Here is a 13,787-nt window from a genome sequence, read left to right on the forward strand (position 1 = left end):
AAAAGTCAATTTTAGAATTCATCTGTTACGCAACCTTTGGAAGCCGATGAAACTGTTTTTGCATATTTGTATAATACACCGCGTTCAAATTTGAGTTCGGGTGCTTTCCATTGTTTTCTACGTTCTTGAAGTTCTTCTTCATAGACTTCCAATCGTATCGTGTTCGTTTCTGCATCAATTGTGATGATATCGCCATCTTTTACTAAAGCTAACGTTCCGCCTTCTTGTGCTTCTGGTGTAATGTGACCGACGACAAAACCATGTGTTCCTCCAGAAAATCGTCCATCTGTAATTAATGCCACATCTTTTCCTAAACCTGCGCCCATAATTGCGGCTGTTGGTTTAAGCATTTCTGGCATACCAGGTCCGCCTTTTGGTCCTTCATACCGAATGACGACGACATCTCCTTTTTCTACTTTTCCATCTCGGATTCCGTCATTGGCTTCATATTCTCCTTCGAAAACCTTGGCTTTCCCTGAGAATGTTAATCCTTCTTTTCCTGTAATTTTTGCAACACTTCCTTCACTGGCTAGGTTTCCATACAGCATGCGTAAGTGTCCTGATATTTTTATTGGATTTTCTACTGGTTTGATCACATCTTGACCTTCCGTTAAATCATCTACATCTAATAAGTTTTCAGCAATGGTTTTTCCGGTAACGGTCATGCAATCGCCATGAATCAATCCTTTTTTGAGTAGATATTTTAGTACTGCTGGAATTCCACCAACCGCATGTACATCTTCCATTAAGTATTTTCCGCTTGGTTTTAAGTCTGCTAAAAATGGTGTGGTATCACTTATTTTTTGAAAGTCTGCTAGTGTAAAATCAATTTGAGCTGCTCTAGCAATGGCCAAGAAGTGTAATACTGCATTGGTTGATCCGCCAAGAATTGTAACCAATCGCACTGCGTTTTCTAGAGATTTGCGTGTGATAATATCTGATGGTTTGATATCTTTTTCCAGTAATACACGCATGGCTTCACCTGCGGCAACAGATTCTTGCTTTTTGGCATCACTCAACGCAGGATTTGACGAATTGAATGGCAAGGTCATTCCTAGTGCTTCTATAGCAGAAGCCATGGTATTTGCTGTATACATTCCGCCACAAGCGCCAGCACCTGGACATGCTTTTTCAACGATATTTTGATATTCTGTTTCGTCCATCGTACCAGCAACTTTGCTTCCCCAAGCTTCAAAGGCGGATACTACATCGAGTTTTTTTCCATTGTGACAACCTGAATCAATGGTTCCGCCATACACCAAAATACTTGGACGATCTAAGCGAATCATTGCCATGAGTGCACCTGGCATGTTTTTGTCACAACCAACAACTGTAATTAATCCGTCGTAACTCATCGCTTGCACCACCGTTTCCATAGAATCGGCAATGATATCACGTGACGGTAATGAATAGCGCATTCCTGGTGTTCCCATAGAGATTCCATCACTTACACCAATCGTATTGAAAATCAACCCAACAACGTCTTCATTTTTGGTTCCTTCTTTTGCCAGTTTCGCCAAATCATTCAAATGCATATTGCACGGATTTCCTTCGTAACCTGTACTTGCAATTCCGATGATGGGTTTGTAAAAGTCTTCTTTTGTCAATCCGATTGCATGCAACATTGCTTGCGCTGCAGGTTGCGTTGGATCTTGCGTGACTGTTTTACTGTATTTATTCAGATTGTTCATATTATATTGCTTCTGATAATTTTTTTGAGCGTTCGCACAGTACTTCTTGTTTGTATAGCTTCATGAGTTTGTAACCCAAAGACGCTTCCCACGAAAGTGGAAATTTATATGCATCTAATGATTCGAGTCCAACTACTTCTGCCGCCGTTCCGGTAAAGAATGCGCTGTCTGCTTGTTTGAGTTCGTCTAGTGTAAAATGCTTTTCTTCTACTGAAAATCCTTCTTCTTTACAGATTTCGAGAATTGTATCACGTGTAATTCCCGCCATAATGTGTCCACGTTTTGGCGTATAGAGTTTGCCATCTTTTTCCATGAATACATTGGCGCCAGAACATTCTGCTACGTTTCCGTTCATGTCTAACAACAGAGCTTCGTCGTAACCTGCATTTTTTGCTTCATTGGTAGATAAGATGGAGTTTGTATAATGTCCCGTAACTTTTGCTTCTACAAAACATGATTTTGGATTTGGGCGTTGAAAACGAGATGTTTTTACTTTTAGAAGTTTGTCTCCCATATATTTTCCCCATTCCCAACACTGAATCGTTAAAAACGATTCTTCAGATGTAAGTAAGCTCATGTTCGCTCCCGTTGTTATAATTGGGCGAATGTACGCGTCTTGTAAGTTGTTTTTTTCTAATAATTTGTATGTGATATCCACTAATTCTTCAATGGAGTGATTGAACGGAATTCCCATGACCTCAGCGCCATATTGAAGGCGTTTGTAATGTGCTTCTGCTTTGAAGATTTTTGCACCAAATTTTGTTTTGTATGCTCTGATTCCTTCAAAAACACCATTTCCGTAGTGTAATGCTTGACTGTACATGTTTCCTGAAGCTTTTTCTGGATGCATGTATGTACCGTTGTGGTAAATGATACTGTCTTCTTTGTAATACATGTTTATTGTTATTATAATTCGAAATTAATTTTATTGTTCTTTTTTGTGTGTTCGATTTTGGTTATTTCACTAAAACCAATTGTTAATTTTTATACTTAAATTACTGTTTATCAATATTTTAACTCTCACCAAATACAACACTCAACGTGTAAATTTTAATTGTATTTAGAAGCCATTTTTTTGATTTTAGCTTTTAGTTTCTATATAATGAGATCCCGCTCTACAGCGGGATTTGTTCAACTTGCAACTTTGAGTGCGCCTTTTAAGCTTCTCAAAGTTGAGTTTCACAAAAAAAAGCCTGTATCGCAATTGATACAGGCTTTTTGTTTTTATATAGCAAATCGTATCAACTCAGGTGGAGTTCATAATAATAATGACGATCACGATAATGCTAGTTATTTGATTCATTGTTTGTTGTTTGTTGTTTGTTGTTTGTTGAAATAAAAAAAGCTTTCCGTTTATAGGAAAGCTTTTAAATTTATAGTGAAATTATATATAGCATTCCTTATCGTTGTGAGCGAATCACAATGACATTAATAGCAATGATATTTATAATTTGTTTGTTCATTTGTTATACCAAAGATTGTAAAAGTTTTTTTAGATTCCTAATTTGATGTTGAAAAAAGTTGTTGTTTTTTTCTGTCTTTGCAGGGGAATGTGATTTTTTTTATAAATGTATTTTCTACAATTTAGCATTAATGTCACTTCAAGCGCAGTCGAGAAGTTTTAACTGTAAAGATTTTCAAATAAATCTCGACTGCGCTCGATTTGACAATCGAATTTTACTATATTTTTAATTACTTCGTTCACATCATTAATTTATACTCGCGGCAAATCACTTTCATCTTTTAACGGAAGATTGGAAGTTCCCATTAAATACGCATCTACATGATGTGCTGCTTGGCGACCTTCTGAGATTGCCCAAACGATTAAGGATTGCCCTCTGCGCATGTCGCCAGCCGTAAAGATTCCCGATTTGTTGGTTGCATAGTTTTTAGTTGTCGCTTTGATGTTGCTTCTGAAATCCATTTCCAATCCAAATTCATCTGCCAATGTTTTTTCGGCACCTGTGAAACCTAAAGCCAATAATACCAAATCGCATTCCCAGAGTTTTTCTGTGTTTGGAATTTCTTGTAATTGCGGACGTTCGCCTTCTTTGAAAATCCATGCTACTTCCACCGTTTTTAAACCTGTGAGATTTCCATTGACATCACTGATAAATTTCTTTGTTGCAATGCTAAAGAAACGTTTTACACCTTCTTGATGCGATGAAGTTTCTTTGAGTTTCATAGGCCAATACGGCCACGGTTGATGCGCAGGACGACCAAGAGTTGGCTTGCTTAATATTTCAAAGTTTGTTACTGATACTGCACCATGACGATTGCTTGTTCCGATACAATCCGAACCTGTATCGCCACCGCCAATGACAATGACTTTTTTACCTTTTGCTGAGATGATATCTTCAAAGTTCAGCAATCCATCCACATATTGATTGTTTTGCTTTAGAAAATCCATCGCTTGATGCACACCTTTTGCGTCTGCACCATCAATAGGAAGTGTACGTCGAATGGTGGCGCCACCACATAATACTACTGCATCAAAGTCTTCTTCTAGTTGTTTTGCATTTATATTGACACCAACATGCGCATTTGTTTTAAAAGTAATGCCTTCTTCTTCTAAAATTTCTAAACGTCTGTCAATGATGTGTTTTTCCATTTTAAAGTCTGGAATTCCATAGCGTAATAAACCGCCAACTTTTCCATCGCGTTCAAAAACAGTTACGTTATGACCTGCGCGATTGAGTTGTTGTGCTGCTGCTAATCCTGCAGGTCCAGAACCCACAATGGCAACAGATTTCCCAGTTCTTACTTTTGGCGGATTTGCAGTGATCCAGCCTTCTTTAAAAGCCGTCTCAACAATATTTTTTTCTATGTTTTCTATACTTACAGGATCTTCATTGATTCCCAACACACAGGCTTCTTCACAAGGCGCAGGACACAATCGACCTGTAAATTCAGGAAAGTTGTTTGTGGCATGTAAAATTTCTGCTGCTGCTTTCCATTTCCCACGATAGACTTTGTCATTAAAATCAGGAATTAGATTCCCAAGTGGACAACCACTATGACAAAAAGGAATTCCACAATCCATACAACGCGCACCTTGATCTTCGAGTTTAGATTTTTGCAGTGCAATTGTAAATTCTTTATAGTTTTTGATACGTTCTACTGGAGTTTCATACGCTTCATCTTGGCGTTTATGCTCCATAAATCCTGTTATTTTTCCCATATCTTACGCTGTTTGAAGTTGTTCTTGTTCTAATCGTATTAATGCTTTTCTATATTCTTCTGGAAGCACTTTTATAAATTTTGGCAGATAGTTTTCCCAGGCATCCAAAATTCGTTTTGCTAATGGACTTGATGTTGCTTCATAATGATTTTGGATAAGTTGCTTGAGTTGTAATTCATCTTCTTTCGACTTAATTGGATCAATGTTTAAGGTTTCTGAATTACAATTTTGTATGAAAAACGTATTTTCTACATCCAATACATATGCAATTCCACCACTCATTCCAGCACCAAAATTGCGACCTATTTTCCCAAGAATTACCGCAACGCCGCCCGTCATATATTCGCATCCATGATCGCCAATACCTTCTACAACTGCTTTTGCACCTGAATTACGGACACAAAAACGCTCTCCTGCTTTTCCATTGATATATACTTCTCCCGAAGTTGCTCCGTACAACGTTACGTTTCCAGTAATAATATTATCTTCTGGAATGATCGTTGAAACTTTAGGAACTTTTACAATGAGTTTTCCTCCAGACAGTCCTTTTCCTAAATAATCATTCGTATTTCCATGAACTGTCATGCGGATTCCTTTGGTAGCAAATGCGCCAAAACTCTGCCCTGCCGAACCATTAAAATCTATATTGATAGTATCTTCAGGCAAACCTTCGGCACCATATATTTTTGAGATTTCGTTACTTACAATTGCGCCCACTGCTCTGTCAATATTCGTAATTTCTAGCTTTAAATCTGTTCGTTGCCTTCTAAATAATGCTTGATGTGCTTGCTTAATGATCTTGAAATCTAAATGTGTTTCCAGTTGATGATCTTGTGTTTCTGTATTGTAGAGTTTTACTTCTTCTGAAACTTCTACTTTGTGTAGAATTGGCGTTAAATCAATTCCGGAAGCTTTGTAATGTTCAATGGCTTTGTTTCTGTTGAGTTTTTGTACTTGTCCAACCATTTCGTTCACCGTTTTGAATCCGAGTTTTGCCATGATTTCTCGCAATTCTTGTGCAACGAAATACATATAATTGACGACATGTTCTGGTTTTCCTTTGAATTTTTTTCGCAATTCAGGATTTTGCGTTGCAATTCCGACTGGACAGGTGTTTAAGTGACATACACGCATCATTACACAACCTGAAGCTACTAATGGCGCAGTGGCAAATCCGAATTCTTCTGCTCCTAACAAACAAGCAATGGCAACATCGCGACCTGTTTTTAATTGTCCGTCACATTCTAAGACAACACGATTACGCAAATCGTTCATTACCAAGGTTTGTTGTGCTTCTGCAATTCCTAATTCCCATGGCAAACCTGCATGTTTTAATGAAGTTAATGGAGACGCTCCTGTTCCGCCATCAAAACCAGAGATTAATATGACATCGGCTTTTGCTTTGGCAACTCCGGCTGCGACCGTTCCTACACCAATTTCAGAAACTAATTTCACATTGATTCGCGCTTCACGATTGGCAGATTTTACATCATAAATCAATTGCGATAAATCTTCTATGGAATAGATATCATGATGCGGCGGCGGCGAAATGAGTCCGACATACGGCGTGGAATTTCGTGTTTTTGCAATTTGCGGATTTACTTTTGGTCCAGGTAATTGTCCGCCTTCACCGGGTTTTGCTCCTTGTGCAATTTTTATTTGAATTTCATTCGCACTTGTTAAGTAGTTTGATGTTACTCCAAAACGTCCAGAAGCGACTTGTTTGATCGCGGAATTTTTCCAATCGCCTTGTGAGCTTTTGTAGAAACGTTCTTGATCTTCGCCACCTTCTCCAGAATTCGATTTTCCACCAATTCTGTTCATAGCAATCGCCAAATTTTCATGTGCTTCTTTGCTGATAGAACCATACGACATGGCGCCTGTTTTGAAGCGTTTTACAATTTCTGTCCACGGCTCTACTTCATTTAGTGGAATTGGGTCAAATTGATCAAATTCAAACAGACCTCTAATCGTCATTAAAGTTTTAGCTTGATCGTTTACCAAGTTTGAATATTCCTTAAAAGTAGACGCTTTATTGGTACGTACCGATTCTTGTAGTTTTGCAACCGTAAGCGGATTAAACATGTGTTTTTCTTGTCCACGTCGCCATCTATATTGTCCGCCAACTTCAATAGTTGTATTTACATCATTTGCTTGAAATGCTTTTTTGTGACGTTTTACAATTTCTTGTTCTATTTCTCGCAAACCAATTCCTTGGATGCGTGTTGGCGTATTGGGAAAATATTTTTTTACTGTGGTTGAGTTGATTCCGATACATTCAAATAATTGCGATCCGCGATACGAGTTTAAGGTAGAGATTCCTATTTTATTCATCACTTTTAGAATTCCTTTCCCAACTGCTTTGTTGTAATTTTTGATCGCTGCCAGGTATTCTAAATCGGTAATGTCTCCACTTAATACTTGCTTTTCTACAATTTCGTTAACGATATACGGATTTACCGCACTGGCTCCAAAACCAAACAGTAAGGCAAAATGATGCACTTCTCTTGGCTCAGCCGATTCTATAATCAGGCTAACTTTTGAACGTTTTTTGAGTTTGTGTAACGCATGATTTAGATAAGAACATGCTAATAATGCTGGAATTGGCGCGTGTTTTTCATCCACATATCGATCTGATAGAATGATAATATTTGCACCATTATCTATGGCTTTGGACGCTTTGTGCATTAAGTTTTCTAGTGCAATTTCCAATTCGTTCAATCCTCGATTTACTTCGTATAACATGGAAATAGATTCTACTTTGAAATTAGGATTGGTATCGTAGTTTCTAATTTTATCTAAATCGTGTTTTGAGATGACTGGATTTTGGATTTTCAGTTTTTTACAGTGTTCTGGATTGATATCAAAAAGATTCACATCGCTTCCTAACGTCAAACTGATATCGGTAATTAATTCTTCTCGAACACCATCTAAAGGCGGATTCGTCACCTGTGCAAATAGTTGTTTGAAGTAATTATAGATGAGTTGTGGTCTTTCCGAGAGAATTGCAATAGGTGTATCACTTCCCATAGATCCGATGGGTTCTTTTGCCAATTGTGCCATTGGACGAATGATAGTATCTAAATCTTCTTGTGTATACCCAAAAACCACTTCACGTTTTTTGAGTTCAATTTCCTTGTATTTGATCGGTCCTTTTTTAGCTGAAATATCTCGTAAGTGGACTAAATTTTCGTTCAACCATTTTCTGTAAGGATGTTTGGCTGCGATGGATTCTTTTATTTCTTCATCATTTACAATGCGTCCTTCATTCATATTCACCAAAAACATTTTCCCTGGTTCTAAACGACCATGAAATGCTACATTTTCTGGTTTTATATCCACAACGCCTGTTTCGGACGACATGATCACATTTCCATGTTTGGTGACTGTATATCGTGAAGGGCGCAATCCGTTTCTATCCAAAACGGCTCCAATATAATTTCCATCGGTAAACGGAATAGATGCGGGTCCGTCCCAAGGTTCCATTAAACAAGAATTGTATTCGTAAAAAGCTTTCTTAGCATCAGACATGTTTGGATTTTTCTCCCAAGCTTCTGGCACTAACATCATCATTGCTTCTGGCAACGAACGACCTGTCATCAATAGTAATTCTACTACCATATCTAAGCTTGCAGAATCTGATTTCCCTTTTAAAATAGTAGGAATTATTTTCTTGATATCATCGCCAAACAATGGACTTTTCATAATTTCTTCGCGAGAAAACATACGAGACACATTACCACGAAGCGTATTGATTTCCCCATTATGACAGATATATCTAAATGGTTGTGCCAAATCCCATGTTGGAAATGTATTGGTTGAAAAACGTTGGTGTACCAAAGCCAAACGCGTATCTAAATCTGAATTAAATAAGTCAAGATAGTATTCATTAATATGTTCTGGTTTTAGCAACCCTTTAAAAATGATAATCTTCGTAGACAAGCTTGGCAAATAGAAAAACTGCTGTTCAGAGAGTTTCGAATTATAAATGGTATGTTCCGTAATTTTACGAGCCGCAAATAACTTTAAATTAAAATCGCGGTCAGATTGTGATGCTGTAGCTTTTCCTATAAAAATTTGTTTTACAAAAGGTTCTGTTTCCTTTGCTATTTCTCCTAGTATATCGCTATTTACAGGAACATCTCTCCATCCGATTAATTGTAATCCTTGATTTTCGATTTCCTTTTCAAAAACATCAATACAAAACTCCCGTTGATTTATTTTTTGAGGAAGAAATACATTACTAACAGCATACTCACCTGTGTTAGGCAATGTAAAATCGCAAAACTTCTCAAAAAACGCATGAGGAATATCTATTAAGATACCTGCGCCATCACCTGTAACACCATCTGAACTTACTGCGCCTCGATGTTCTAATTTTACTAAAATTTCAAGTGCTTTATGAATAATATCATTGGAACGCTTTCCTGTTAAACTACATATAAATCCTGCACCACAATTATCGTGTTCAAATTCTGGCAAATAGAGTCCTTGTTTCTTTAGCATCATCAAATAATTTGGAGGTTTTTCAACCCTGATTCAGTAACGAATATAGAAGCAAGAATTTTATAATAAAAAAAGAGAAATCATTTTTCTCAAATCCGTAATTAAACGCGTTTTAAATGTCAAAAAGGCAATTTAGAGGGCAAATTTTACGAAAAACACAATTGAAAAAACAGCATTAATAATTATTAAATTTTACGAAAACGTTTGCGAAAAAGACATTTTATTAGAAATAAATTACAGATTTTATTAAAATTTTGAATATTCCTTAAAATTTGAATTATCAAATCATTAAAAAATCGAATTAAAAAACAATACCCCTTAAAAAAATAGGGTTAAAATTTAAATATCAATAAAAATTTAATTTTGACCCCTAAAATTTTTAGGGTTAAAATAAAGTTTATATAGATTTGGAAGCGTTTAACCAATACCAAATAGACTTTATGAGACATTTTTTTACGCTAATCTTACTTCTAACAACTTTAACTGTAAGTGCACAGGAGAATTCTGAAACTCCTAAAAAGAAATTCCTTTTTGAAGGAAGCGTTGATGCTTATCACAGAACAAACTTAACTGCTCCTAATGACACGGACCAAATTGCACCCGCAACATCTTTTGCCGATACCTCTGGTTTTTCGCTGGGAATGGCAAATCTTATTGCTAGCTACGAAAAAGGCAAAGTCGGTGGAGTTGCTGATTTAGTTTTTGGCCCTAGAGGTGATGCCGCTAGTGCTACGGTACTAAATCAGTTATTCGCTTATTATAATATTAGCGAAAACACAAAGATCACTATTGGAAAATTCAACACCTTTTTAGGCTACGAAGTTATTTCTCCAACAGGAAATTTTAACTACAGCACCTCGTATTTATTTTCAAACGGACCATTTTCACACACTGGTTTGAAAGCTGATTTTACGCTTTCTGAAGATTTTAGCTTGATGCTAGGCGTGTTTAATCAAACCGATGTTACCGAGTTTAATCCGGATGGAAGCTATGCCGTTGGCGCACAATTAGGCTACAGCAATCAATTCTTAAACCTATTGTATGACAAAGCTGGATTAGGTTTTGAAATCGACTACACAGGAGGATTTGATGCCTCAGAAGACTTTTACATCGGAATTAACGCCGCTTATGCCGACAATGAAGGCGAAGGATTTTATGGTGTTGACTTATATCCTCAATATAGCGCTTCCAAATCTTTAACCATTGGTGTGCGTGGAGAGTATTTTCAAACACAAAGTGATGCCGTAAGCGACGATCCTAGTGTGGTTGCCGTAACACTTACAGGAAGCTATGTAGTAGATGAAGATTTAATCATTAAACCTGAATTTCGATTTGACACAGGTTCGGAAGACATCTTTATAGACACTGATTTAATGGCAACTAAAAGCTTAGGCTCATTTGTTTTGGCCGCTATCTACAAATTTTAATCAAAATAAGTACTAATAATAAATACAATTATGATGGATAATTTTTTAACAATTTTACCAACTATAATTACAGCACAAGATGTTGTTCCTGCTACAGCTAAAGATATAGAAGCAGCAGTGAATGCCATTAATACAGATATGGGAATGTTGTGGATGTTAATTTCTGGTATCTTAGTATTCTTCATGCAAGCTGGTTTTACACTGGTAGAATCAGGGATGACACGTTCTAAAAACGCGGTAAATATCGCCATGAAAAATATTCTTGACATCTGCGTCGGTTCTTTAACATACTGGCTTGTAGGATACTCTTTAATGTATGGAGATACGTCTAATGGTTGGTTTTTCTGGAGCGGATTATTCCAAGGAGAAGGTGCCGATTTATTTTTTCAAACCATGTTTGCTGCTACTGCCGCAACTATTGTTTCTGGAGCTATTGCTGGTAGAACAAAATATTCTACCTACATCATATTCTCTTTGGTAATGACAGCCGTTATTTATCCTATTTCTGGAGGATGGCAATGGCAAGGCGAAGGTTGGTTAACTGAACTTGGATTTATTGACTTCGCAGGATCTTCCATTGTACACTCTGTTGGTGGCTGGGCTGCTTTGGTAGCTGCAATTTTAGTAGGACCGCGTATTGGAAAATTTGTGGATGGAAAAGTAGTTCCAATTCCTGGTCACAATCAAATTATGGCAACTTTAGGTGTATTTATCTTATGGCTAGGATGGTTTGGTTTTAATGGAGGATCGCAACTAGCTTGGGGCGGCGCTGATGCAATTGGTGCTTCCAATGTGGTTTTAATAACCAATTTGGCAGCAGCAGCAGGTGGTTTGGCAGCATTAATTACTACATGGATCTGGTATGGAAAACCGCATTTAGCACAGACTTTAAATGGTGCATTGGCTGGATTGGTAAGTATTACAGCAGGTTGTGGCAATATGTCTTGTGGTGGTGCTGTTTTAGCAGGTTTAATCGGTGGTATTTTAGTTGTGCTTTCTATAGAATTCATTGAAAAGAAGCTTAAAATTGATGATGCTATTGGTGCAGTTTCTGTACATGGTGTTGTGGGTGCTTGGGGAACCTTAGTGATAGGACTTTGGGGCATTGACGGCGATAAAGCCATTGGACTTTTTAATGGCGGTGGCGCATCTCAGTTAGGCACACAAGCTATTGGAGTGTTAGCATATGCTGTTTGGGCAATCGCTTTATCTTTTATTGTTTTGTACACACTTAAGAAAACCATTGGCTTACGTGTAAGTGCAGAAGTTGAAGAAAAAGGACTCGATTTAGCCGAACACGGTACAATTGCATACCCTGGAAAACGAGATAGAGGAGAGTAATACCTCAAAATATATTTTAGCAGAAAAGCCTTTGAAACTATGATTTCAAAGGCTTTTTTACAATTAGAATGTATCGATTATTTCTGAATGGCATTAAATTTGTATTTTTAGAAACAACCTTTAATAATTCTATAATGAAAAAAATTACGTATCTACTCGTTTTATCATTGTTTTGTTTTACTGCTGCAAATGCACAAGTTTGGAAACAATTGCGCGGTGGCGGAAAAGGACAAGCTATCTGTAATGACAAAGGAACCACTTGGGTCATTGGTATGGGAAACAGTGTTTTTTCCTATAACGGTCGTATGTGGAAAGAATATCCCGGCAACGGAAAAGCTATTGATATTGCCGTACATAACGGAACACCTTATATTATTGGATTGAATAATGGAATTTGGAAAGGAACTGGGTCAGGTTGGGCTCCAATGCCAGGTAATGGACTAGGAAAACGTATTTATAATGACAATGGACAATTATGGATTATTGGCGTCAATAATAATGTGTTTTCGTTTGATGGTCGAAATTGGAATTTATATCCTGGCGGCGGAAAGGCTGTTGATATAGCTGCGCATAGAGGCGTTCCCTATATCATTGGAGAAGATGGAAGTATCTGGCAAGGAAATGGTATGGGTTGGATAGAGTTACGAGGAAGAGGAATTGGACAAAAAATTGCTTGTGATCAAGACGGAACGATTTGGGTCATAGGTGTTAACAATGGCGTTTTTCGTCATCGATACAATCGTTGGGTAGAATATCGCGGCGGCGGAAAAGCTGTTGATATTGCTGTTTTTAGAGGTATTCCATATATAATTGGACTGCAACATTCTATCTGGAAAGGATAAATATATAGAATTTACGAAATAAAAAAAGAGGTTTTTAAAAACCTCTTTTTTGCGTTTATATGATATTATTTTATGTCCAAGCATTGACAATTCCCCCCATAATGGCAAAGGTTACAATCCAATATCCAACGTTAATCAACATATATTTTAATGATTTTTGTTCAAAAAGCGAATTCGTTACTAATGCTGGCATCACAAGAAATAATGCTGCCACTGCACCATGCAAGGCTCCGTGACCAAATGTATGAAACTTAGTCATCTCAATACCGTGCAACTCATCTGGTGGCATTCCTCCTGATACTACTGAAGTAAGGTAGATAAAAAACACAGCTATAAAAGCCAATACAACACTCAATCCAAAGCGTAATGGCATGCCTTTTTGCGCTTGTTCTTCTGTAATACCAGTTTCTTTCATCCAAGCTTTTCCAAATAACGGTCCGTACCATAAAAATCCGATGACTAGTGTAGATAGTGCTGCTACTGCAAGCGCAATCCAATTTACAGGAATATTTTCCATAATTTTTCGATGTTAGTTAATAAAGTTTTTTTAGGTGTACTTAAATGTAACTTTTTTAATTAACATTCAAAAAAAATAATTTAAACATCACACTATTAACACATTACACACTCAACATTAACCATCAATAGTCAAACATGTGAATTACTAAAACTTAGGCTATTTTTATCATTATTTGCATTTTTTCTTGCCATTTTATAAGAAAAATACGCGTTACGCTTATATATTAATCGATTTTTCTCGTATAATTTTTTTTAATATACTCCTCTTTCTTGCTGCATT

General features: G+C 37.0%; 8 protein-coding genes. 3 read left to right on the forward strand and 5 right to left on the reverse strand.

The features are described from left to right. Positions 1-11: 11 nt before the first annotated feature. The 4 genes from ilvD to gltB all read right to left on the reverse strand — a co-directional run bounded on the left by ilvD (position 12) and on the right by gltB (position 9,381). Positions 12-1,691 (reverse strand): dihydroxy-acid dehydratase, encoded by a 1,680-nt coding sequence (ilvD, locus tag Q0845_RS03895; RefSeq protein WP_298509452.1) that lies wholly within the window; start codon positions 1,689-1,691, stop codon positions 12-14. Between the two features lies 1 nt (position 1,692). Beyond that, positions 1,693-2,586: a branched-chain amino acid transaminase gene (locus tag Q0845_RS03900; protein ID WP_298509453.1), complete on the reverse strand. Its 894-nt coding sequence runs from the start codon at positions 2,584-2,586 to the stop codon at positions 1,693-1,695. An 819-nt stretch (positions 2,587-3,405) separates the two neighbouring features. After that, positions 3,406-4,872, reverse strand: a complete 1,467-nt coding sequence (locus Q0845_RS03905) for a glutamate synthase subunit beta (protein WP_298509454.1) — start codon at positions 4,870-4,872, stop codon at positions 3,406-3,408. 3 nt (positions 4,873-4,875) lie between these two features. Next, a complete protein-coding gene (gltB, locus tag Q0845_RS03910) occupies positions 4,876-9,381 on the reverse strand; it encodes a glutamate synthase large subunit (RefSeq protein ID WP_298509455.1) in 4,506 nt (1,501 codons plus the stop codon). 437 nt (positions 9,382-9,818) lie between these two features. On the opposite strand from gltB, the gene Q0845_RS03915 reads away from it, so the two are divergent. From Q0845_RS03915 to Q0845_RS03925, 3 genes are all read left to right on the forward strand, one after another. After that, on the forward strand, positions 9,819-10,805 hold the full coding sequence (locus tag Q0845_RS03915) for an outer membrane beta-barrel protein (protein ID WP_298509456.1): 987 nt from the start codon (positions 9,819-9,821) through the stop codon (positions 10,803-10,805). Positions 10,806-10,838: 33 nt separating this feature from the next. Continuing rightward, the gene (locus tag Q0845_RS03920) at positions 10,839-12,146 is read left to right on the forward strand and encodes an ammonium transporter (RefSeq protein WP_298509913.1); all 1,308 of its coding nucleotides are present in this window, start codon (positions 10,839-10,841) and stop codon (positions 12,144-12,146) included. A gap of 134 nt (positions 12,147-12,280) precedes the next feature. Next, the gene (locus tag Q0845_RS03925; protein WP_298509457.1) at positions 12,281-12,988 is read left to right on the forward strand and encodes a hypothetical protein; all 708 of its coding nucleotides are present in this window, start codon (positions 12,281-12,283) and stop codon (positions 12,986-12,988) included. 70 nt (positions 12,989-13,058) lie between these two features. Here the strand turns inward: Q0845_RS03925 and Q0845_RS03930 are convergent, their stop codons facing one another. Beyond that, the gene (locus Q0845_RS03930; RefSeq protein WP_298509458.1) at positions 13,059-13,505 is read right to left on the reverse strand and encodes a DUF1761 domain-containing protein; all 447 of its coding nucleotides are present in this window, start codon (positions 13,503-13,505) and stop codon (positions 13,059-13,061) included. Between the last annotated feature and the right edge of the window lie 282 nt (positions 13,506-13,787).

This window comes from uncultured Kordia sp., from assembly GCF_947489565.1.
In the GTDB taxonomy this organism is placed as follows: domain Bacteria; phylum Bacteroidota; class Bacteroidia; order Flavobacteriales; family Flavobacteriaceae; genus Kordia.